This is a genomic window from Aquimarina sp. I32.4 (genome assembly GCF_002924285.1).
In the GTDB taxonomy this organism is placed as follows: domain Bacteria; phylum Bacteroidota; class Bacteroidia; order Flavobacteriales; family Flavobacteriaceae; genus Aquimarina.
Genome location: NZ_PGUB01000010.1, coordinates 14,696 through 38,168, shown reverse-complemented (window position 1 = coordinate 38,168; position 23,473 = coordinate 14,696). Strand labels below are relative to the sequence as shown.

Annotated in this window: 17 protein-coding genes and 1 pseudogene; 14 read left to right on the top strand and 4 right to left on the bottom strand. The window is 32.5% G+C overall.

Features of this window, described 5'->3' with window-relative positions; genetic code table 11:
* Both CVD18_RS03615 and CVD18_RS03610 read left to right on the top strand, forming a co-directional pair.
* Complete coding sequence (locus CVD18_RS03615; RefSeq protein ID WP_103864081.1) at positions 1-531, top strand: hypothetical protein; 531 nt, start codon at positions 1-3, stop codon at positions 529-531.
* A 34-nt stretch (positions 532-565) separates the two neighbouring features.
* Positions 566-1,012, top strand: coding sequence for a sensor of ECF-type sigma factor (locus CVD18_RS03610; RefSeq protein WP_146052696.1), 447 nt, complete (start codon positions 566-568; stop codon positions 1,010-1,012).
* Positions 1,013-1,044: 32 nt separating this feature from the next.
* Here CVD18_RS03610 and CVD18_RS03605 read toward each other — a convergent pair whose 3' ends face one another.
* Positions 1,045-2,115, bottom strand: coding sequence for an oxidoreductase (locus CVD18_RS03605; RefSeq protein WP_103864079.1), 1,071 nt, complete (start codon positions 2,113-2,115; stop codon positions 1,045-1,047).
* Between the two features lie 76 nt (positions 2,116-2,191).
* Between CVD18_RS03605 and CVD18_RS03600 the strand changes: the two genes are divergently transcribed.
* The 11 genes and pseudogenes from CVD18_RS03600 to CVD18_RS03550 all read left to right on the top strand — a co-directional run bounded on the left by CVD18_RS03600 (position 2,192) and on the right by CVD18_RS03550 (position 20,412).
* Positions 2,192-3,403, top strand: a complete 1,212-nt coding sequence (locus tag CVD18_RS03600; RefSeq protein ID WP_103864105.1) for an RsmB/NOP family class I SAM-dependent RNA methyltransferase — start codon at positions 2,192-2,194, stop codon at positions 3,401-3,403.
* 128 nt (positions 3,404-3,531) lie between these two features.
* Positions 3,532-3,837: a hypothetical protein gene (locus CVD18_RS03595; protein WP_103864078.1), complete on the top strand. Its 306-nt coding sequence runs from the start codon at positions 3,532-3,534 to the stop codon at positions 3,835-3,837.
* A 2-nt stretch (positions 3,838-3,839) separates the two neighbouring features.
* Positions 3,840-4,283, top strand: coding sequence for a hypothetical protein (locus CVD18_RS03590; protein ID WP_103864077.1), 444 nt, complete (start codon positions 3,840-3,842; stop codon positions 4,281-4,283).
* Between the two features lie 346 nt (positions 4,284-4,629).
* Entirely contained in the window at positions 4,630-8,304 is a 3,675-nt protein-coding gene (gene purL / locus CVD18_RS03585; protein WP_103864076.1) for a phosphoribosylformylglycinamidine synthase, read from the top strand.
* Between the two features lie 551 nt (positions 8,305-8,855).
* The gene (locus tag CVD18_RS03580; RefSeq protein WP_103864075.1) at positions 8,856-10,628 is read left to right on the top strand and encodes a long-chain fatty acid--CoA ligase; all 1,773 of its coding nucleotides are present in this window, start codon (positions 8,856-8,858) and stop codon (positions 10,626-10,628) included.
* A gap of 192 nt (positions 10,629-10,820) precedes the next feature.
* Positions 10,821-11,276: a MarR family winged helix-turn-helix transcriptional regulator gene (locus tag CVD18_RS03575; protein ID WP_103864074.1), complete on the top strand. Its 456-nt coding sequence runs from the start codon at positions 10,821-10,823 to the stop codon at positions 11,274-11,276.
* Positions 11,277-11,293: 17 nt separating this feature from the next.
* Positions 11,294-13,699, top strand: a complete 2,406-nt coding sequence (locus CVD18_RS03570; RefSeq protein ID WP_103864073.1) for a 3-hydroxyacyl-CoA dehydrogenase/enoyl-CoA hydratase family protein — start codon at positions 11,294-11,296, stop codon at positions 13,697-13,699.
* A 43-nt stretch (positions 13,700-13,742) separates the two neighbouring features.
* Positions 13,743-14,091 (top strand): annotated as a pseudogene (locus tag CVD18_RS03565) (four helix bundle protein).
* 40 nt (positions 14,092-14,131) lie between these two features.
* Positions 14,132-15,322 (top strand): acetyl-CoA C-acyltransferase, encoded by a 1,191-nt coding sequence (locus tag CVD18_RS03560; RefSeq protein WP_103864072.1) that lies wholly within the window; start codon positions 14,132-14,134, stop codon positions 15,320-15,322.
* Positions 15,323-15,397: 75 nt separating this feature from the next.
* Positions 15,398-17,209 (top strand): acyl-CoA dehydrogenase family protein, encoded by a 1,812-nt coding sequence (locus tag CVD18_RS03555; protein WP_103864071.1) that lies wholly within the window; start codon positions 15,398-15,400, stop codon positions 17,207-17,209.
* Positions 17,210-17,856: 647 nt separating this feature from the next.
* Complete coding sequence (locus CVD18_RS03550) at positions 17,857-20,412, top strand: T9SS type A sorting domain-containing protein (RefSeq protein ID WP_158250383.1); 2,556 nt, start codon at positions 17,857-17,859, stop codon at positions 20,410-20,412.
* A gap of 74 nt (positions 20,413-20,486) precedes the next feature.
* Here the strand turns inward: CVD18_RS03550 and CVD18_RS03545 are convergent, their stop codons facing one another.
* From CVD18_RS03545 to CVD18_RS03535, 3 genes are all read right to left on the bottom strand, one after another.
* Complete coding sequence (locus CVD18_RS03545; protein WP_103864069.1) at positions 20,487-21,176, bottom strand: helix-turn-helix transcriptional regulator; 690 nt, start codon at positions 21,174-21,176, stop codon at positions 20,487-20,489.
* A 245-nt stretch (positions 21,177-21,421) separates the two neighbouring features.
* A complete protein-coding gene (locus CVD18_RS03540; protein ID WP_103864068.1) occupies positions 21,422-21,892 on the bottom strand; it encodes a DinB family protein in 471 nt (156 codons plus the stop codon).
* Complete coding sequence (locus CVD18_RS03535; RefSeq protein WP_103864067.1) at positions 21,889-22,296, bottom strand: amino acid-binding ACT domain-containing protein; 408 nt, start codon at positions 22,294-22,296, stop codon at positions 21,889-21,891. Before CVD18_RS03535 ends, CVD18_RS03540 begins: the two co-directional genes overlap by 4 nt.
* 378 nt (positions 22,297-22,674) lie before the next feature.
* Here CVD18_RS03535 and CVD18_RS03530 point away from each other — a divergent pair, with 378 nt between their 5' ends.
* Positions 22,675-23,469, top strand: a complete 795-nt coding sequence (locus CVD18_RS03530) for a sugar-binding protein (RefSeq protein ID WP_103864066.1) — start codon at positions 22,675-22,677, stop codon at positions 23,467-23,469.
* The last annotated feature ends 4 nt before the right edge of the window (positions 23,470-23,473 follow it).

Below are 23,473 nucleotides of genomic sequence, written 5' to 3'. Positions count from 1 at the left end.
GTGGAAAAAAATAATTTACATACTAACAATGGTTTTAAAGTACCAGAAAACTATTTTGAGAGTTTTACAAATAAGCTCTCAGAAAAAGTATCAAGTACCAATAATCAAAACACACCTACCCTACCTGATAAAAAAGATACAGGTTTTAAAGTACCCAAAGAATACTTTACCACTCTAGAAGGTAGCATACAACAAAAATTAAGTGCCAATAAATCTAAAGGAAAAATAATCTCTCTGGTACACAGAAAAAATATCTTATATATTTCTGGTATCGCAGCAATGATCACTTTGATATTAACTATATCAATACAGAAAAAATCAGAATTTGATTTTGATGATATAAAAGTTACTGATGTTCATACTTATTTTAGTGAAGAAAACATTGAATTAACTAATACAGAAATAGCTTCTTTATTAGGAGAAGATATAAATTATACCGAGGTATTTGAAGATGAATTAATAACTGATGATACATTATTAGAATACCTTTCTGAAGAAAATTTGGATGACGAAATTATATTTGTAGAATAAATAAGGATCATATATGATCAAAATATATAGATACATGAAAAAAATAGGATTACTTCTTTGCTTTATTTTTATTACTATTTGTGCTGTTGCTCAAAACGGACCAAGAGAAAGAATTAAAGCTCTTAAAATTGCATATATAACAGAAAAACTAGATTTAAGCAGTAAAGAAGCACAACTCTTCTGGCCTATATACAATGCACATGAAGAAACTATAGGAAAATTAAGACGTAAAGAGCGTAAATTAATAAAAAGTATAAAAGAAGCTAATCACAATAATAATCTAAGTGATAAAATTGCTGGAGATTATATAAATAGTTTTCTCGAAATAGAAGATCAGAAGTCACAAGCTCGCAAAAAATTAATCCCTGATCTTAAAAAGGTGTTACCTAATAATAAAATTCTAAAGCTTATAGAAGCTCAAGCTAGTTTTCATAAACGTATGCTGGCTAAAATAAAGGAACGAAGAAAAAAACAGCATTGATAGAGAGTTTTATAAAAAAAAGTAACCTCTTTTTATTTAAATGTTAACTTTGCTACTCTTCCTTTGCCTCCAGCTATAGCAGTACTATCATTTAAAAAACGTGCTATATAAAATCCTTCTTTACTGATCTCTTTCCAATGCTTTCCAAAATCATTAGAAAAAGAGATTCCTGTAAAACCAACAGCTATCATTTCTTTACCACCACTATTTGGCACATATCTAATACAACTTTTATATCCAGGCCCACTAGCATCAGAAACTAACTGCCACGTTTTTCCACCATTTTTGGTAATTGCTTTATTCGCTTTATTTTGAGCTGGCTTTGTATAATCCCCTCCAAAAACAATCCCATTATAGTCATCATAAAAATCAATAGAATACACCCCTGTAGTTTCTTTACCATCAATAAGAGGTGTATCAAAGACTTCCCAGGTAGTACCTTTATCAGGTGAATAAAAAACTCTGGATTGTGTTCCTCCAGATACGATCCAAGTTTTATTACCAACAATTGCAATATTACCATTGCTCGCTGCAAAAGCCGCCTCTCCTACTACAGTTTTAGGCAAATCATCACAAGAAAGTTTTTTCCAGCTTTCTCCTTTATCTCTAGTAATAAGAATAGACAAACAATCTTCTGTAGGGTCTCCCATTGCAATACCTTCATTAGAATTCCAAAATGCTATCGCATCATAGAATACTTTTTTATGAGTCTCTATATAAACGATTTTTTCCTTATTATTTATTCTATCTATTTTCCGCAACCTTGCAGGAGATCCTACTCCTAAGCTAAAAAAAGCCTCATCCGTAAACCCAACAGCTCGTTGTTCTGTAATCCAGTTCTTTTTAGCTCTAGTTGTATCATTTATTTCAAACTCTCTTAAAATCGTTTTTTGAGTTTCCATATTTATAAATCCATACCCTCTATCAAAGCCAAAACCAATCAATGAATCATTAAAAACATCTAATGCTCTTATACTTAAAGAATCCTTTAAGACAACTTCTATTTCTACAGTAGAAAAATCATGTGTAACAATTTCTTTTTGAGCTATAGTAACACATGTTATAAACAATAAAACAAATGGTAATACACGAATTAATTTCATAATCAATAATTATATTTCAAATATAATGGTATTTGATAACAAAGGTCTACCTTTGCACACCTTAAAAAAGAATACAATGCGTTTACATAGAAATCTTGTCTTTGCCGTTATAGATGGATTGCACGAAATATTTAATGAAGGAGCATATGCAGATAAAATTGTGCAAAAATTATTAAAACGAGATAAAAGATGGGGTTCTCGAGATCGTAGCTTTATTGCAGAAACGGTTTATGAAATTGTTAGATGGAAACGCTTATATGCAGAAATTGCCGAGGTAAAAGAACCTTTTTCTAGAGAAAACTTATGGCGAATTTTTGCAGTTTGGGCAACACTAAGAGGTATTTCTTTACCCGATTGGAAACAGATTGCTCCCACACCTACCAGACGTATCAAAGGACGTTTTGATGAATTAAGTAAAATCAGAAAGTTTAAAGAGTCTATTCCTGATTGGATTGATACATTAGGAGAACAAGAATTAGGAAAGCAATGGAGCAAAGAAATTACAGCACTTAATGAGCAAGCACCAGTAATTCTTAGAGCAAACACCTTAAAAATATCACGAGATAAATTAAGAAGCGTACTCGAAGACGAAAATATTGATACCGAATTCATCAAAGGATATCCAGATGCGCTTCGTCTTATAGAAAGAGCCAATGTATTTAGTACAGAAGCATTTAAAAAAGGGTTGTTCGAAGTACAAGACGCTTCATCTCAATTGGTTGCTAATTTTATAGATGCACAACCAGGACAACGTATTATAGACACCTGTGCAGGTGCAGGAGGAAAAAGCCTACACCTAGCAGCCTTAATGCAAAATAAAGGTCAAATAGTTTCTATGGATATTTATGACAATAAGCTCAAAGAGCTCAAAAGAAGAGCCCGTAGAGGGGGTGCCCATAATATTGAAACTAGAGTTATTGAGAGCACAAAGGATATTAAAAAGCTATACGGCAAAGCAGATCGAGTACTTATCGACGCCCCATGTAGTGGTCTAGGAGTTTTAAGAAGAAATCCTGATGCCAAATGGAAATTACAACCTGAATTCTTAGATAAAATCAGAACTACCCAAGCAGAAATATTAGAAAGTTATTCCAAGATGGTAAAACCAGGAGGAAAACTAGTGTATGCTACCTGCTCTATTCTACCCTCTGAAAATCAAAATCAAGTAAAAAACTTCCTTTCTAAAGAGATAGGAAATGATTTCATGATGATCAAAGACAAAAAGGTGCTAGCTCACCAATCTGGTTATGATGGTTTTTATATGGCATTATTAGAAAGAAAATCATAATACTAAAAAAACACCTTTTACCACTTATTAAGAATCAATATTTTCACTGAAAACAGGGAGGTTAAATCTATAATAATGATTGAATTTTGAGTTCACAAACAAAAATCTCAAAACTTCAATTTTTATCAATGACACCAAAAACAAAACTAATTAACCCTCAGATGATTATATGGTTAATCATTCAACTATCAATTGTCCTATTCACAATAAGTTCCAACGATCAAGATGCCTTAATCTTCTTCTGGATAACCCTTCCTTTTCTAATACTCAACAGTATAGGAATTATTATTATTTTATTAGGTAAACCCAAAATAGGAAGTACTTTATTCCTAATCGGAAGCATCATTTTTGTTCCTATCGGTTTGATTGGGGCAATAGGAGCTAAAAAAATACTAAACAAAATAAAGGAAGATCAATTTTTAGAAACACTTTAAATATGGAACCAACAAAAGAATTCTTTTTAAGTAAAAAAATAGCCAATCAAAATTTCTATATGGGGATAACTGCCCTAATAATAGGTGTAATCTTCTTATTTTTAATTGGTAACGCAACATTATTTGGGATAGGTATCTTATTTACAACAATGGGAATCCTAAACAAAAATTTAAAAATAATAAAGCTTTACCCACAATATCTAGAAATAAAACTAGGTATAATAGCCTCAAAAAAATTAATTAAATACGACCAAATCGTAGGTTTCTCTGCTGAAAATAAAAAAATGATAATAAACTACAATACAGAAAATAACGGATCTAAAAAAGTTAAATTTCTAGTTAAGGCATTAGAAAAAGAAGCCATTATAGAATTAGATAACGAATTAAAGCAAAAAACAGACTTAGATACTATTCATACGTTTATCCAAACAGACACAAAACAGTAGCTCTCTTTTTAGTGTATCACCAACCGTTGTGCATTTTGATATTTTTGAACTCTAAATATAGTTTCTCCTTAAGAAGAAGTATATCGAGAATAGTTTTATACTAGTATTAATATCAAAATGCACAGCGAGTTATTATTTATTACTCATTATTATAACGATCAAAACTCTCAACTCAAAAGACTATTATAGAGCAACCAAGTTGTTTTTTTATGTAATTCTCTTTCAGTATTATTTATTATTGTTCAAAATTCAGTGAATAACTAGCATGATTCTCTTTTTGTTTTATACCATACTTTTGTAATAAAATAGTAAATTTGCGGCTTACTAAAAATCAAATAATCGAAGCATGATCCATTTCTTCGGAAACCCAAAAGAGAAAGTCTTTGCAATTCAAGTAAACAAAGAAATCTCCTCATCAACTGTAAAAAAATTAAGTTGGTTATTTGGCGACCAACCCCAATTATCTGCGGCGTCTATTGACGCTTTTTTTGTTGGTCCGCGTGCCGCAATGATTACTCCTTGGAGTACCAATGCTGTAGAAATCACCCAAAATATGGGAGTCGAAGGAATCATCAGGATCGAAGAGTTTCAAGCAGTATCAAAAGATTTTACTGACTTTGACCCTATGCTTGCTCAAAAATATGAACGATTAGATCAAGATATTTATACTATCAATATTTTACCAGAATCTATTATAGATATTGATGATATTGCTGCATATAATACTGCAGAAGGTTTAGCTCTTAATAATGAAGAGATTGAATATCTAGAGAATGTAAGTAAAAAAATAGGTCGAAAACTTACTGACTCAGAGGTTTTTGGATTTTCTCAAGTAAATTCAGAACATTGTCGCCATAAAATATTCAATGGTACTTTTGTAATAGATGGAGAAGAACAACCTACCTCTCTTTTTAAATTAATAAAAAAGACATCAGAAATACATCCTAATGATATTGTTTCTGCATATAAAGATAATGTAGCCTTTATAAAAGGCCCAAAAGTAACCCAGTTTGCTCCAAAAACAGCAGACAAACCAGATTTCTATCAAGAAACTGAATTTAATAGTGTGATTTCTCTTAAAGCTGAAACTCATAATTTCCCTACAACAGTAGAACCATTCAATGGTGCTGCAACAGGTTCTGGAGGAGAAATCAGAGATCGTCTAGCAGGAGGAAAAGGATCTTTACCCCTTGCAGGAACAGCTGTTTATATGACTTCTTACTCTCGATTAGAAAATAATCGTTCTTGGGAAAAAGCTATGACAGAAAGAGATTGGCTATACCAAACCCCTGTAGATATTTTGATAAAAGCATCTAATGGGGCTTCTGATTTTGGTAATAAATTCGGCCAACCATTAATCACTGGATCTGTACTTACTTTTGAACATGAAGAAGGAACTCGTAAACTTGGTTTTGATAAAGTAATCATGCAAGCAGGTGGTATCGGATATGGCAAAGCAGAGCAAGCAATCAAAGCTACACCAGAAAAAGGAGATAAAATTGTAATCCTAGGTGGAGAGAATTATAGAATCGGTATGGGGGGGGCAGCAGTATCTTCTGCAGATACAGGAGAGTTTAGTAGTGGTATTGAACTAAATGCCATACAACGCTCTAACCCAGAAATGCAAAAACGTGCTGCCAATGCAATTCGCGGAATGGTAGAAAGCGAAGAAAATACAATTGTTTCTATTCATGATCATGGTGCAGGAGGACATCTTAACTGTCTTTCTGAACTTGTAGAAGAAACAGGAGGAAAAATTGATCTTGACACATTACCTGTAGGTGACCCTACCCTATCTGCAAAAGAAATCATTGGTAATGAGTCTCAGGAAAGAATGGGACTTGTAATCGGACAAAAAAATATAGACACCCTACAACGTATTGCAGAACGTGAGCGTTCGCCAATGTATGAAGTAGGTGATGTTACTGGTGATCATCGCTTTTCTTTTGAGTCAAAGGCCAAAGGAGACACTCCTATGAATCTTGCATTAGAAGATATGTTTGGTAGTTCTCCCAGAACAATCATGACCGACAAAACTATAGATCGCACCTATAAAGAAATCTCATATAGTACAGATAATTTTGCCAACTATCTAAATCAAGTGTTACAACTAGAAGCCGTTTCTTGTAAAGACTGGTTAACCAACAAAGTAGATCGTTGTGTTGGCGGAAAAGTTGCAAAACAACAATGTACAGGACCCTTACAATTACCCTTAAACAATTGCGGGGTAATGGCATTGGATTATAATGGTAAAGAGGGTATTGCAACCAGTATTGGGCACTCCCCTATTTCTGGTCTTATAGACCCCGAAGCAGGTAGTAAAAATTCGATTGCAGAAGCATTAACCAATATTATTTGGGCGCCACTCAAAGATGGACTACAATCCATCTCTTTATCAGCCAACTGGATGTGGCCTTGTAAAAACGAAGGAGAAGACGCTAGGTTATATAAAGCAGTAAAGGCAATATCAGATTTTTCTATTGACCTAGGAATCAATGTTCCAACTGGAAAAGATTCGCTATCAATGAAACAAAAATATCCAAACGAAGAAGTAATTGCTCCTGGTACTGTAGTTATATCTGCAGCTGCAAATTGTAATGATATTACTAAGGTCATCGAGCCTGTATTACAAAAAAATAAAGGAGATATTTACTATATCAACCTTTCTGGTGGTCAACATCAATTAGGAGGCTCTTCATTTGCACAAACCCAAAACACTATTGGCTCTGAGGTTCCTAGTATTAATAGTCCTGCCTGTTTTAAGAAAACATTTAATACCATTCAAAATCTAATTAGAGAAGGTAAAATTGTAGCTGGTCATGATATAGCTTCGGGAGGTTTGATTACTACACTACTCGAATTATGTTTTGCTGATGTAAACCTAGGAGCAACATTAGACCTTACCTCTATTTCAGAAATAGATTCTATAAAATTATTATTTTCAGAAAATTCTGGAATCGTTTTTCAAAGTGCTTCAAATTCAGATATAGAAACTATACTTTCTAAAAATGGTATTTCATTTTTTAATATAGGAACCGTAACAGAACAAGCTACAGTGACTATCAAAAATCATAACGATTCTTTTAATCTTGATATAAAAGAAGTAAGAAATACATGGTACAAAACATCATTCTTATTAGATCAAAAACAAACTGCAAATAATTTAGCAGAAGATCGATATAAGAACTATCCAAACCAACCACTACAATATTCATTCCCTACTCATTTTACAGGAAAAAACCCTGTGATCGACATATCAACACCAAGGCCAAAAGCAGCTATCATACGTGAAAAAGGGAGTAATTCTGAGCGTGAAATGGCTAATGCAATGTACCTAGCTGGGTTTGATGTAAAAGATGTACATATGACAGACTTGATTTCAGGTAGGGAAACATTAGAAGACATTCAATTTATTGGAGCAGTAGGAGGTTTTTCTAATAGTGACGTTCTTGGTTCTGCCAAAGGATGGGCTGGTGCTTTCTTATATAATGAAAAAGCCAATACAGCCTTACACAACTTCTTTAAAAGAGAAGACACTCTTTCTGTAGGTATCTGCAACGGTTGTCAGCTTTTTATGGAACTAGAAGTAATCAACCCAGAGCACGAGACACATGGTAAATTAATACATAATGACTCTCATAAACACGAGAGCAACTTTACCTCTGTTACCATTCAAGATAACAATTCTATAATGTTATCTACGCTTTCAGGAAGCACATTGGGTGTATGGATTTCTCATGGAGAAGGAAAGTTTAACCTTCCACTTGATGAAAATCAATACAATATCGTTGCCAAATATGGATATGACCAATACCCTGCTAATCCAAATGGCTCTGATTATAATACCGCAATGCTTACTGACAAAACAGGACGACATCTAGTAATGATGCCTCATATAGAGCGTTCTATATTTCAATGGAACTGGGCTCATTACCCTCAAGACAGACAAGATCAAATCTCTCCTTGGGCAGAAGCTTTTGTAAATGCCCGAAAATGGCTAGAAGAAAAAGCTTCTAAATAAACTATCATGAGCTAAACCCACGAAGATGAAGTATTCGTTTGAAACGAATCTTTAATTTGGGAGCTAGCCTCAGAGCATTAAAATCTCACTTAGTGAGTAAATTTGGATTATTAAAAAATGAAACGAGCGAGATATATTCTCGCTCGTTTTTATTATATAAAAAATTCTTTGATCATATTATTACCATCCGTATAGTATTCTATAATTACTTCTAATTAAAAAAGTAGTACAATTTCATTGTACTCATAATAAATTTCATTTATTTTTTTTCTTACAAAACACTGATTGTATGTATTATTATCACAAACATCATCAAAATGTTCACTATTTTTTACAGAATTAACAGTTTAAAGCTCGTTTTTTTATATCTTGGAGTTGTGTATTATCATATTTTTTATAATTTGCGAAACTATGCACGCATAATAGTTTTTTTTAAAAAAAAACTCTTTAAAAAAATAATGTATGTAAAAAGGTTTATTACTATTTTTATATAACAGAAGTTTATAATATCAGGAGTATAAGGAGCTATTATAAATATTTTAAAACAACATATGACGACAATTACCAGACTATTTGATTTTCCACATCATCAACTAAAAAAATTCAATTTAGACAAAGCTCTAGTTACCAAATATAATGGGAAATGGGTGGCTACCTCTACCAAAGAATATGTAGAAAAAGCAAACCAAATTAGCCGTGGTTTATTACGATTAGGTGTACAACCAAACGATAAAATTGCGATCATATCCTCTAACAATAGAACTGAATGGAACATCACTGATATTGGTGTTCTTCAGATTGGCGCACAAGATGTACCCATCTACCCTACAATTTCTCAAGAAGATTACCAGTATGTATTAAATCATTCTGAAGCTACATACTGTTTTGTATCTGATGATGAAGTATATCAAAAAGTAAAAAACATTAATGCCAATGTACCTTCATTAAAAGGAGTATACTCTTTTAATGACATAGATGGTTGTAAAAGCTGGAATGAAGTTCTCGAACTTGGTAAAGACGATAGTAATCAAGAGGAAGTAGAAAAAATAATGGCGTCTATACAAGAAGATGACTTAGCAACTCTTATCTATACCTCAGGAACAACAGGAAGACCCAAAGGAGTAATGCTTAGTCATAAAAATATAGTAAGTGATGCCATCAATAGTTCTACTAGATTCCCTATTGTAGATGGAGATACAAAAGCATTAAGTTTCTTACCCGTTTGTCATATATATGAGCGCATGCTAATGTACTTATATCAATATCGTGGTGTGACCATCTATTTTGCAGAATCACTAGAAACCATTAGTGATAATCTTAAAGAAATACAACCACATGTCATGACAGCAGTACCTAGACTACTAGAAAAGGTCTATGATAAGATCATCGCAAAGGGTACTGATTTGACAGGTATAAAAAAGAAACTGTTCTTTTGGGCTGTAGAACTTGGTTTAGAGTACAAACCATACGGAGCCAATGGTTGGTGGTATGAAAAAAAGTTAGATGTTGCCCGAAAACTCATCTTCAGCAAATGGCAAGAAGCATTAGGAGGTAATTTAAAACTAATTGCATCTGGTAGTGCAGCATTACAACCAAGACTAGCCAGAATATTCAATGCTGCAGGAATTGGTGTTATGGAAGGTTATGGACTAACAGAAACTTCTCCTGTAATTTCTGTTAACGAAAAGGAAAATAATGGTTTCAAGATTGGAACCGTAGGTCGCTTAATTCCTAATACCGAAGTAAAAATAGCAGAAGATGGTGAAATTCTAGTAAAAGGCCCTCAGGTAATGCTAGGCTACTATAAAGATGAAGAAAAAACTAACGAAGTATTAAAAGACGGATACTTTCATACAGGTGATATTGGAGAAATTGATAGTGATGGTTTTTTACGGATCACAGATCGTAAAAAAGAAATGTTCAAAACATCTGGAGGTAAATATGTTGCTCCGCAACTTATTGAAAACACAATGAAGCAATCTCGCTTTATTGAGCAAATAATGGTTATAGGAGAAGGTGAAAAAATGCCAGCTGCCTTTATACAACCAAATTTTGAATTCCTAAAAGAATGGGCAGAACGTAAGAACTTACAAATTGGCAATTCTAATGAAGAAATAATTAGCCATCAAATTGTAATAGACCGCTATCAAAAAGAGATGGATCTACACAATCAAAAATTTGGTAAATGGGAACGAGTAAAACGTTTTGAACTTACCCCAGAAGAATGGAGTATTGATGCAGGGCATCTTACCCCAACAATGAAACTCAGAAGAAAAATAATAAAAGAAAAATATAAAGAATTATACTCTAAAATTTATGGCTAATTCAATGAACTGATTACATCACAAAATGCGATAAGCTTTAACTGTTAATCAGTAAACTCCTCATTTTATGAGGAGTTTTTTTATTAATTCAATATAAAAATGTAAATTACGTTAAATTTTCCTGAAATTCTACTTTATTTATTATGCATGCATAATAAAATTTCTTACCTTTACATCACAATATCTATTTTAATGAGAGAAAAAACAATTGATTATGCCCTTAGAGCTACTTGGATGGCAGTTGCCAAGATGTATAATGAAGAAGCTAGTAAAAAGGGAAGCACCATGGCTACTGGATTTGCATTGCTAAGCATAGACCCAGAAAATGGTACTCCTTCTACCTCTTTGGGACCAAAAATGGGAATGGAAGCGACAAGCCTATCACGCACCTTGAAAACCATGGAGGAAAAAGGATTTATTTATAGAAAAAAGAATCCACAAGATGGGCGCGGTGTATTGATTTACCTTACTCCTTTTGGAATAGAAATGAGAGACTTCTCAAAAGAAGTTGTTTTTACTTTTGACAACACTGTAAAAAAACATGTATCAAAAGAAAAACTGGATATTTTTCTTGAAGTCTTTCAAACAATAAATGACCTTATAGCATCCAAAAAAATTTACTCAAAACAAGAATCTATAAAACCTTAACAACCCGAAGTTATAAAATGAAAAGAATTATTAAAAAAGTTGCAGTGATCGGTTCAGGGATTATGGGATCCGGCATTGCTTGTCATTTTGCTAATATAGGTGTCGAAGTACTATTATTAGATATCGTTCCTCGAGAACTTAATGACAAAGAAAAAGCAAAAGGGCTTACCTTAGAAAATAAAGCAGTACGCAATCGATTAGTAAATGACTCGCTAACTGCCGCGCTAAAATCGAAACCATCTCCTATCTACCATCAAAAATTTTCTAACAGGATTACCACAGGAAATTTAGAAGATGATATTGCAAAAGTTGCAGACGTAGACTGGATTATAGAAGTAGTTGTAGAAAGACTTGATGTAAAAAAGATAGTCTTTGAAAATCTTGAAAAACACAGAACTCCAGGTACCTTAATCACTTCTAATACTTCAGGTATTCCTATTAAGTTTATGAATGAAGGAAGAAGTGAAGATTTCCAAAAACATTTTTGTGGAACACACTTTTTCAATCCAGCCCGTTATCTTAAGTTATTTGAAATTATTCCTGGCCCTAACACCTCTCAGGAAGTTCTTGATTTCCTCAACGGTTATGGCGAGCAATTTTTAGGAAAAACATCTGTAGTTGCAAAAGATACTCCCGCTTTTATCGGTAATAGAATTGGTATTTTTAGTATTATGAGCTTATTTCATATGGTAAAAGATATGGATTTAACTATAGAAGAAGTAGATAAACTTACAGGTCCCGTAATTGGTCGTCCTAAATCTGCAACTTTCCGTACCGTAGATGTTGTTGGTTTAGACACTTTAGTTCATGTAGCAAATGGTATTGCTGATAATTGTTCAGATGATGAGCGTCATGAATTATTTAAGCTTCCTGATTTCATTAATACCATGATGGAAAACAAATGGTTAGGAAGTAAAACCAAGCAAGGTTTTTATAAGAAGAATGTAAACGCTGATGGAAAAAAAGAAATTCTTTCTCTTGACTTAAATACTCTAGAGTATAGAGGAAAGAAAAGAGCCTCCTTCCCTACTCTAGAAATGACCAAAACTATTGATAAGGTTGTAGATCGATTCAAGGTATTAGTCGCTGGTAAAGATAAAGCTGGTGAGTTCTATCGTAAAACCTTCTCTGCCTTATTTGCGTATGTATCTAATAGAATTCCAGAAATCACTGATGATTTATACAAAATAGACGATGCAATGAAAGCAGGTTTTGGATGGGAGCATGGTCCTTTTCAAATTTGGGATGCTATTGGTGTTGAAAAAGGAATCGAAATCATGAAAGCCGAAGGGTTAGTACCAGCAACATGGGTTAATGATATGATCGCTTCTGGAAATACTTCTTTCTATACCGTAAAAAATGGAGCAACATTTTTCTATGATATTCCTAAAAAAGAACAAATAAAAGTTCCTGGACAAGATGCTTTTATTATACTAGACAACATTCGTAAGTCTTCTGAAGTATTTAAAAATAGTGGTGTTGTAGTTGAAGATCTAGGAGATGGAATCCTAAATGTAGAATTCCAAAGTAAAATGAATACTATTGGAGGTGATGTATTGGCAGGACTAAATAAAGCTATTGATATTGCCGAAAAAGATTTTCAAGGATTAGTTGTTGGTAATCAAGCAGCAAATTTCTCTGTAGGAGCCAATATCGGGATGATCTTTATGATGGCTGTAGAACAAGAATACGATGAACTTAATATGGCTATTAAGTACTTTCAGGATTCTATGATGCGTATGCGTTATTCATCAATTCCAACAATAGCTGCTCCTCATGGTATGACCCTTGGTGGAGGATGCGAACTTTCTATGCATGCAGATAAGGTAGTTGCTGCCGCAGAAACATATATAGGACTCGTAGAATTTGGAGTAGGAGTTATCCCTGGTGGAGGTGGATCAAAAGAAATGGCACTAAGAGCATCAGACACATTCAAGAAAAATGATGTTGAGCTTAATGTGCTTCAAGAACACTTTTTAACCATTGGTATGGCAAAAGTATCTACCTCTGCTTATGAAGCATATGATCTTAATATACTACAAAAAGGAAAAGATATTGTGGTAGTAAATAAAGATCGCCAGATTGCTACAGCAAAAGCATATGCAAAACTAATAGCAGAACAAGGATATACACAATCACCTAAAAGAAAAGATATAAAAGTACTAGGTAAACAAGCCTTAGGAATGTTCTTAGTAGGAACTGATTCTATGGAAGCTAGTAAATATATTTCTGAACACGACAGAAAAATTGCTAATAAACTAGGTTATGTAATGGCAGGTGGAGATTTATCTGAACCTACTTTGGTTACAGAACAATATCTCCTGGACTTAGAACGAGAAGCTTTCTTGTCTCTATGTACAGAACGAAAAACCCTGGAACGAATAGAACACATGCTTAAAAAAGGAAAACCGTTACGTAATTAATTAGTATTGAGGATTTAGTATTGAGTAATTAGAAAAAAATACAATGCATAAAGTTGAAGATTTAAAAATTTGGAAAAAATCGATTGATTTAGCTAAACCCATCTATCAACTTGCAGAAAAACTTCCTTCTAATGAAAAATACGGCTTGATTTCTCAAATAAAACGTAGTTTAATTTCTATTTCTTCCAATATAGCAGAAGGAGCTGGAAGAAATTCAAAATAAAGAGTTTAAGCATTTTTTAAGTATTGCTAATGGATCTTGTTATGAACTTCATACCCAATTAATATTAGTAATAGAATTAAATATTATCAGTAAAGAAAAAGTACAACCAGTTATTGAATGTTGTGTTGAAATACAAAAAATGAATTATTCATTTCAAAAAAAGTTATAAATCTCAATACTAATATCTCAATACTCAATACTATAAATTAATGAAAACAGCATATATAGTAAAAGCATACAGAACAGCCGTGGGAAAAGCGCCTCGCGGAGTGTTTAGGTTCAAAAGAACTGATGAACTAGCAGCAGAAACCATAGCGCATATGATGAAAGAATTGCCACAATTAGACAAAACACGTATTGATGATGTTATTGTAGGTAACGCTATGCCAGAAGGGTCTCAGGGACTAAATATGGCACGCCTTATTTCATTAATGGGTCTCAACTCTGTAGATGTTCCTGGTGTAACCGTAAACAGATTTTGTTCCTCAGGAATAGAAACTATTGGTATTGCTACTGCCAAAATACAATCAGGAATGGCAGATTGCATTATTGCTGGTGGTGCAGAAAGTATGAGCTCTGTACCAATGACAGGATACAAAACAGAGCTTAATTATGACCTTGCCAAATCTGGCCATGAAGATTATTATTGGGGAATGGGTAATACGGCAGAAGCAGTAGCAAATCAATTTAAAGTATCTCGTGAAGATCAAGATGAATTTGCTTATCATTCTCATATGAAAGCTCTAAAAGCACAAGCTGAAGATCGTTTTCAAGATCAAATAGTTCCTATTAATGTAGAACAGATATATGTTGATGAAAATGGAAAAAAAGCTACCAAATCATATACCGTATCCAAAGATGAAGGCCCTCGCGCAGGCACTAATAAAGAAGCGCTAGCAAGACTACGTCCTGTTTTTGCTGCCAACGGGAGTGTAACTGCGGGTAACTCTTCTCAAATGAGTGATGGGGCAGCCTTTGTGATGGTAATGAGCGAAGAGATGGTAAAAGAACTTAACCTTGAACCTATTGCCAGACTTGTAAACTATGCTGCGGCAGGTGTAGAACCAAGAATTATGGGTATTGGTCCCGTAAAAGCAATTCCAAAAGCACTAAAACAAGCTGGATTACATCAAAACGATGTAGAGCTTATTGAGCTTAATGAGGCTTTTGCCTCTCAATCACTCGCAGTAGTTAGAGAATTAGGCCTTAATAAGGATATTGTAAATGTAAATGGAGGTGCCATCGCATTAGGTCACCCTCTTGGATGTACTGGAGCAAAATTATCAGTACAATTGTTCGACGAAATGCGCAAGCGTAATATGCAAGGTAAATATGGTATGGTAACCATGTGCGTAGGTACAGGACAAGGAGCTGCCGGCATTTATGAATTTTTAAAATAATTAGAATTGAGATATGAGTATTGCTGGAATTAATTTACCTCAGTCCTCACACTAACTCCTAAAAACTTATAACAAATGAGTACAGAAAATATAAAAAAAGATATTCTTAGAGGAGGACAATTCCTTGTTAAAGAAACCAATTGCGACGATGTATTTACTCCAGAAGATTTTTCTGAAGAGCAAAGGATGATGCGTGATAGCGCCAAAGAATTTGTAGATCGTGAACTATGGGCACATTGGGAAAGATTTGAAAATAAAGATTACGCATTTACTGAAGAATGTATGCGCAAAGCAGGGGAACTAGGCTTATTAGGAGTTGCTGTACCCGAAGCATATGGAGGTTTAGGAATGGGATTTGTTTCTACCATGCTGGTATGTGATTACATTTCGGGAGCAACTGGATCTTTCAGTACAGCTTTTGGAGCTCATACTGGTATTGGTACTATGCCAATTACCCTTTACGGAAATGAAGAACAAAAAAACAAATATGTACCAAAACTTGCTTCAGGAGAGTGGTTTGGTGCGTATTGCTTAACAGAGCCAGGAGCTGGATCAGATGCCAACTCTGGAAAAACAAAAGCAGTACTTTCTGAAGATGGGAAGCACTACTCTATTTCAGGACAAAAAATGTGGATCTCTAATGCAGGATTCTGTAATGTCTTTATTGTTTTTGCCCGTATCGAAGATGATAAAAATATTACAGGGTTTATTGTAGAAAATGATCCTTCCAACGGAATTTCTCTAGGAGACGAAGAAAAGAAACTGGGGATTCACTCCTCCTCTACACGTCAGGTATTTTTTAGTGATACCAAAGTACCAGTAGAGAATATGTTATCAGAAAGAGGTAATGGATTCAAAATAGCAATGAACGCATTGAATGTAGGTCGTATTAAACTAGCCGCAGCATGTCTTGATGCACAACGCCGAGTAATTGGGGAAGCTACCAAATATGCCAACGAACGTATTCAGTTTAAAACTCCAATTATGAATTTTGGAGCTATCAAAGCTAAAGTTGCAGAAATGGCAACCAATACATATGCTGATGAATCTGCTAGTTATAGAGCTGCAAAAAATATAGAAGATAGAATTACGATCAGACAAGAAGAAGGAAATTCTCACCAAGAAGCCGAACTTAAAGGAGTTGAAGAATATGCTATTGAGTGTTCTATTCTTAAAGTTGCCGTTTCTGAGGATGTGCAAAGCTGTACAGATGAAGGAGTACAAATCTTTGGAGGTATGGGATTCTCTGCTGATACCCCAATGGAATCTGCCTGGAGAGATGCCCGTATTTCTCGTATCTATGAAGGTACAAATGAGATCAATCGTATGCTTGCCGTAGGAATGCTTATAAAAAAGGCGATGAAAGGGCATGTAGATCTTTTAGGACCAGCAATGAAGGTTGCAGATGAACTTACTGGTATTCCTTCTTTTGACACACCAGATTACTCTGTGTTGTTTTCTGAAGAAAAAGAAATAATAGCAAAGCTAAAAAAGGTTTTCTTAATGGTAGCAGGTGCTGCAATTCAAAAATATGGCCCTCAGATAGAAGAACACCAACAATTATTAATGGCCGCTTCTGATATTCTTATAGAAATATACATGGCTGAATCTACTATTCTTAGAACTGAGAAAAATGCCAAACGTTTTGGTGAAGAGGCTCAAGAAACTCAGATTGCAATGTCTCAATTATACTTATATAATGCGGTAGATATCGTGATTAGGAAAGGAAAAGAAGGAATAGTTTCTTTTGCAGAAGGTGATGAGCAACGTATGATGCTTATGGGACTTAAACGTTTTACAAAATATGCAAATCAACCTAATGTGGTTGCTTTAAGAACTAAAATCGCTGATAAAATTGCTCAAGAAAACGGTTATTTTATTGGGTAAACAATGTCGAATAGAATAGCATAGATATATTATTTCTATGCGATACGCAAAGGCCTTTTCTCCTAGGCTTAAAATTGGAGGGTTGTTTAATTTTGATATGAAAAAACCGCCTCTTTATATAATAAAAAGGCGGTTTTTATATTTCTAGATGTAAAGATTTTTCAAAACTTATTACTCCATTTCTATTTTTAGTTTTTTATATAATTATTTTGTAATTCATTCTTAGCTCCTTTTAAACTTATCTTAATTAGAATCTAAAAATCAAAACACAATCAGAACTTTCAACAGAGTTTTGAATATTTTTTTTCATTGGTTAGTACCTGATAAATACTAAAAAACACCTACAATATTTTTTGACAAAAATCGATAAGAAAATTGCTTTTCAGAAGTAAATCATGATGTTTTTTTACGAAAAACAAGCCTCTAAAACGACTCCAAACATACCCGTAACACATTAACAATAAACACAATAATCCACGCACTCATGATCTCACCAAAGTTGTAAATGGATTATTTAAAAAAATCAACATAAAAGTGTTGAAATCAAGGTAACATTTTTTGCTGCTACGACATATATATTAAACCGTATAAACATGAGTCATTATACCAACAATCACACATTTTTTCCTTACACTAAAACTTTAAACATGAAAAAAACCTATCTTTTAGTAACGTTGTTACTACTAACCATTCCGATTTTTTCTCAAACGGTAACAATACCTGATACAAAATTTAAGAAAGCACTTATTGATAATATAAGAATAAACACTAACAGAGATACCGAAATACAAACACAAGAAGCTATCGCATTTACTGGAAATTTAAATTTGTATAGCAAAGGAATTTATGATTTAACAGGTATTGAAGCGTTTGTTAATATTACTGGGATAAATGCTTCTTCAAACAATATTTCAAAAATCGATATTTCTGCAAATACTGCATTGATTGATTTAGCATTAAATCAAAACAATCTTTCTCTAATTAATGTTAGTAATAATACAAAATTAAGTTCACTACATATAAGTGGCAATACTATTACAAACATTGATCTTTCAAAAAACACCTCACTAAAAGTTTTCTCTTGTGATAATAATAACATACAAACTTTAGACCTATCTAATAATAATGCTTTAGAGTATGTATATGCAAATCAAAATAAAATAAGCAACATAGAAATTAGTACCCTAACTCACTTAAAAAGTTTAGTGATCTCTTATAATCTGATAACAAATTTAAATTTATCAAACAACCTTAATTTAACATATTTGTTGTGTAATAACAATCAAATCAAAAATTTAAATGTTTCAAAAAATGCGAAGTTAGAAACCTTGGGATGTGAATATAACAATATATCTTCATTAATACTACCCACAACCTCTAGCAACCTAGGAAAATTAAGTTGTAATAATAATAATTTATCATCTATTGATCTTAGTGCTCTTACAAATCTAAAAGTACTAACCTGCTCTTCTAATCAGCTTACCAATATAGACATCTCTAAAAACATCAACCTAACTTCTTTAACCTGCGGATTTAACTCTCTTACAGAATTAGATGTCTCTAAACAGAGTAAATTGACATATATACATGGTGATAACAATAAAAATCTGGAATTTGTAAATTGTAAAAACACTAACAATATAGGGATTAGTGGATTTTACTTAAGAAATATAAGTACTAATGCTAAGATATGTGTAGATGATATAACATATGCAAATCAAAATTTTAAAAATATTGATACTACAACAACTTTTGTTGATCAATGCACTATAGAAGAGATAGTAAATATACCTGATGCAAAGTTTAAAAAAACATTACTAAATCATAATCCTACGATTGATTTAAATCAGGATAGTGAAATTCAATACTCTGAAGCAGAAAGGTTTTTAGGAACAATAGATGTAAGTAACTATGATTATGATTATAATCATATATATGACATAACAGGAATAGAAGCTTTTATAAATATAACTTCTTTTAAATGTTCTGATCATTTCATCAATACAGATTTAGATTTCTCTAAAAACATAGCTCTAAAAGAGCTAGATATTTCAGGTAATCAAGTCCCTAGTATAAATTTAACTAATACTATAAATTTGGTAAAACTAGACATTGGGGCTAACCAAATAAATAACTTAAACCTTACTGCTAATATATATTTAGAAGAATTAAACATCACACATAATAACCTGACCACCATAGATGTATCTAAAAACATAGCACTTAAAAAATTAAATGCATTTGCCAGCAATTTATCAACCCTTGATATAACTAATAATAAAGAATTGATAGACTTATCGATTGGAGGAACAAATCTGACTAAAGTAGATCTACAGTCCAATACTAAATTAGAGAGTTTAGAATGGCAATCAAAAAACTATACTACGATTGATCTATCTACTAATGTAAATTTGAAATCTTTTACTGCATACGGATCAAGTTTTTCTAATATTGATTTACAATTTAATACTGCATTAGAATACCTAAGTATAGATAATAATAAAAACCTACTAACATTAAATATAGAAAACAACAAGAAGCTTAAAAATTTGAATATAGCAAACACGAATATTAACGAATTAAACACTGAGTATACTATTAATTTAGAAAACTTAAATGTTAATAATTGCCAATTAAAGGATTTACAATTATTAAACAACAAGAAATTGAAATATTTATACATTCAAAACAACAAATTAGTTGAATTGGATTTATCGCAAAATCCACTATTAAAAGGTATAGATTTTAGCAAGAATAAAAATCTAAATTTTGTGAATCTCAAAAACGGAAGCAATAAAAACATATTCTATTTTGTAGCTACTAATAATCCTGCGTTAAATCATATATGTGTTGATGATATCAACCATGCTTACCAAAAATTCACTAGAAAAGATATACATACTAATTTCACGAATTCTTGTAATTCTAACCCTAATAATAATTTTTCTACTTCTAATTTAGAAAGAAATATTAAAATACATCCAGTTCCCTTTATTGATGAACTTACTATAAAAGGAATTGATACTAAAAATGATTTTGAGCTATATTTTTATTCAGCAAACGGAAAACAATTCCCAGTTAATAAAATAATAACTGATGACACTAAATTAAGTATTGAAACAAATGAAATTCCTAAAGGGGTTTATTTTATCAAAATCATCACATCTAGAGAAACTATAATTAAAAAAATAATAAAACAATAACTTAGTTTTAAGTTACACACTTAATGAGATAGTGTCTGAAAAAACCGCCTCTTTATATAATAAAAAGGCGGTTTTTATATTTCTAGATGTAATCTTTTTCTTAACTCTACTTTTCCGATAGAAGTTACAATTACTTCTCGCGAATCTTTCTTTTTTCGAATCCAATCGTTTTGTAACATACTCGTTAGAAATGAAGCTCCAAGAGCACCAGCAATATGATATCTGCGCTCACTCCAATCAAGACATGGGTGAGCGAAAGAACGTTTTTGCAGCATTATCTCATCTACATTTATCCCTATTTCCTTAAACCAATTCTTTCCTTCTGTAGTGACCACATATTTTTTTTCTAAAACTTCCACTATTCCATTATCTAGTAGCGCATCTGTAATCCTAACACCAATCTCTCCTGCCAGATGATCGTAACAGGTTCTTGCATAAGTGATATTATTTTGACTAGGCTTGTTTACTCTTTTGTAATTTTCATCTAATGACACCAATCCTGCCATTGATTCTATAACCTGAGCCACATCTGCACTTGCATACCTATAATACCTATGCCTACCTTGCTTTTCTACACTCAATACATTAGCCTTTATAAGTTTTTTTAGATGATTACTAGTCGACTGTGCAGAAATATCAGCACATATAGATAATTCCATAGCGGTATACGCTCTACCATCTAATAAACACCAAAGCATAATTGATCGGGATTTATCTCCTAAAAGAGAAGCTATCTCAGAAAATTTATTTTCAAACTCTTCCATAAGTAGTCTGTGATAAAATACAATATTACATTTACGAAAGTAGTTCAATAATTTTAATCGTATTGATTGTAATAATATCGACACTACTATCTACAATCAAATATCACTCCGAAATAGCCAAATACAATCAACTACTACACATACTTCAAAATAAAATATATCGACAAAGAGATTATCACTAAATTTTCTCTAATCTCCGAATCAAAAGGCAATTCAGGTGAAGCCATTCTAAAGAAGAAATGCTATTAATCCCATATTTTAGGACATTCAATCCTCAATGTTCTCAAATAACTCAACATTTGCCCCATATGTACGGTTTCATGAAATATAATTCTATTGAGGTAGTCGCCAAGTTTTTTGCTTTGCCCTACTTCTGTTCTTTCAATTCTTATATATTCCAAATCAGGAAGTGTATGGTCTTTTATCATATCAAGAAAAGCTTGTCTATAAGGTATTGCCTTTTCTAATTCAAATTTTATATTTGAATACACTATTCCTTGCCAAGGAGATTGATAATTCCCAAGATTTCCTCTATTATCAATTATTTTATGAAATAAATGTTCACTTTCTAGCACATGCCTAATCATTTCGATAACAGTAAAAGCATCTTTATCAGGTTTCCAGTTCCAAAATTCTTCTGGTATTCCTTTCCATAGCTTTATGCTACGCCTTCTTGTTTCTTCTGCGTTTAATAAAATAATCTCTATAGAATTCATACTTCTTGTAATTCATATATTCCTTTACTCCAATTATCAGAAATAGCCTTTCCTTTTTCGTAATTATCTACAACCAAAATTAATTGATTATCATGATCACTATAAAGCACTTCTATATTTACTCCCGCTTTCTGCATGAGTCTGGTTATTTTTCCTAACTGACCTGGTTGATCCTGTTGTAATCGTTGCACAAGAATTTTATTTTCTCTTATCACTTCAATACCTTTATCTTCTAATACTTTTTTTGCTTTGGTAGCATCTTCAAAAAGAAAATGAGCTATTCCTGAGTCATTGACTACCCATGCTCCTCCTCCTTCAACACTAACCCCTGCATTAGCTAATATTTCCCCCATTTCTGCCAAAGCTCCTGGATGGTTCCCTAATCGTATTGATAAATCTTTCATTTTAATATAATTTTATGTTAATGGATTAATACTAATTTCTGATTGTACAGCGCTTGATAATCAAAGATATCATCTATCATAATTTACCATCTACAAACACCTCTTGTTCTATTACTTTGTACCTCAATATTTATACAGTACAAAAATAAATTTCATTCCTTTTTTTTATTTCATTATAGAATGAAGTATAGATTTTTTAACAAAAAGCTATACTCTTTTTTCATAGAATTAGTATGCTTTGAGACGTATCAAACAAGCTATATTCTTTATTATAATTATATATTTAAAAAGTAAATAACTGTTACTTATTCACATACCACATTCTATCTTTAATTTTTGTTCCTTACTTTTACCCTGACTATTTGACCTAATTATATTATGACAAGATTAATTTTATTGTGCCTTTTATTAGTTAACACCAATTGTAAAAAAGACATAACTAATCCCTCAGGAAATAGATTGGCTATGCTAAATCAACAAAATACACAGTCTGAGAACACTAAAATTGATCATCAAATTAGAGAAGTCAAAAAAGCTGTCATTGTTCCCAAATTAGACGGAGATATGAACGACCCTATCTGGAAAGAAACATTATGGTATGGCTTTGATCAAAAATGGTTAGGTTCTGCCTACAATTTTACTGATTTTTTTGGAAGATATAAGATGGCATGGACACACGAGGCTCTTTATATTCTTGTAGAAATAAAGGATGATATCTTGATTGATCAAAATAAAAATCCATTACATTTCTGGAGGAATGATGATAATATAGAAATTTTTATTGATGCAGATAATTCTGGAGGGGAGCATCAATATTCTAATAATGCATTTGCTTACTCTATCTCATTAGATGGTAATGTAATTGACATTGATGAGCATAAAAATCCTATATTACTTACAAATCATGTACATTCAAAACGAGTAACCAATGGAGATGTGTCTATATGGGAATTTGAAGTTACTATTTATGATGACACCTATAAAGAAGGAAAAGTAAATGACCCGATAATCCTGCAAAAAGATCAAAAAATAGGATTTGCTATCGCTTATAACGATAATGATAATAGTAAAGAGCGAGAAAATTGTATTGGCTCGGTTTTTGTTCCTGGAAAAGAAAAAGATCTGGGACGAATTAATGCCGATATTTTCGGCACAATTATTCTAAAAGAATAAATCT

What these genes read in the sequence shown, in the direction of transcription:
- CVD18_RS03610 (WP_146052696.1), top strand. Translation starts at nt 566, where the DNA reads ATGAAAAAAATAGGATTACTTCTTTGCTTTATTTTTATTACTATTTGT.
- CVD18_RS03605 (WP_103864079.1), bottom strand. Translation starts at nt 2,115, where the DNA reads ATGAAATTAATTCGTGTATTACCATTTGTTTTATTGTTTATAACATGT.
- CVD18_RS03600 (WP_103864105.1), top strand. Translation starts at nt 2,192, where the DNA reads ATGCGTTTACATAGAAATCTTGTCTTTGCCGTTATAGATGGATTGCAC.
- CVD18_RS03595 (WP_103864078.1), top strand. Translation starts at nt 3,532, where the DNA reads ATGACACCAAAAACAAAACTAATTAACCCTCAGATGATTATATGGTTA.
- CVD18_RS03590 (WP_103864077.1), top strand. Translation starts at nt 3,840, where the DNA reads ATGGAACCAACAAAAGAATTCTTTTTAAGTAAAAAAATAGCCAATCAA.
- purL (WP_103864076.1), top strand. Translation starts at nt 4,630, where the DNA reads ATGATCCATTTCTTCGGAAACCCAAAAGAGAAAGTCTTTGCAATTCAA.
- CVD18_RS03580 (WP_103864075.1), top strand. Translation starts at nt 8,856, where the DNA reads ATGACGACAATTACCAGACTATTTGATTTTCCACATCATCAACTAAAA.
- CVD18_RS03575 (WP_103864074.1), top strand. Translation starts at nt 10,821, where the DNA reads ATGAGAGAAAAAACAATTGATTATGCCCTTAGAGCTACTTGGATGGCA.
- CVD18_RS03570 (WP_103864073.1), top strand. Translation starts at nt 11,294, where the DNA reads ATGAAAAGAATTATTAAAAAAGTTGCAGTGATCGGTTCAGGGATTATG.
- CVD18_RS03560 (WP_103864072.1), top strand. Translation starts at nt 14,132, where the DNA reads ATGAAAACAGCATATATAGTAAAAGCATACAGAACAGCCGTGGGAAAA.
- CVD18_RS03555 (WP_103864071.1), top strand. Translation starts at nt 15,398, where the DNA reads ATGAGTACAGAAAATATAAAAAAAGATATTCTTAGAGGAGGACAATTC.
- CVD18_RS03550 (WP_158250383.1), top strand. Translation starts at nt 17,857, where the DNA reads ATGAAAAAAACCTATCTTTTAGTAACGTTGTTACTACTAACCATTCCG.
- CVD18_RS03545 (WP_103864069.1), bottom strand. Translation starts at nt 21,176, where the DNA reads ATGGAAGAGTTTGAAAATAAATTTTCTGAGATAGCTTCTCTTTTAGGA.
- CVD18_RS03540 (WP_103864068.1), bottom strand. Translation starts at nt 21,892, where the DNA reads ATGAATTCTATAGAGATTATTTTATTAAACGCAGAAGAAACAAGAAGG.
- CVD18_RS03535 (WP_103864067.1), bottom strand. Translation starts at nt 22,296, where the DNA reads ATGAAAGATTTATCAATACGATTAGGGAACCATCCAGGAGCTTTGGCA.
- CVD18_RS03530 (WP_103864066.1), top strand. Translation starts at nt 22,675, where the DNA reads ATGACAAGATTAATTTTATTGTGCCTTTTATTAGTTAACACCAATTGT.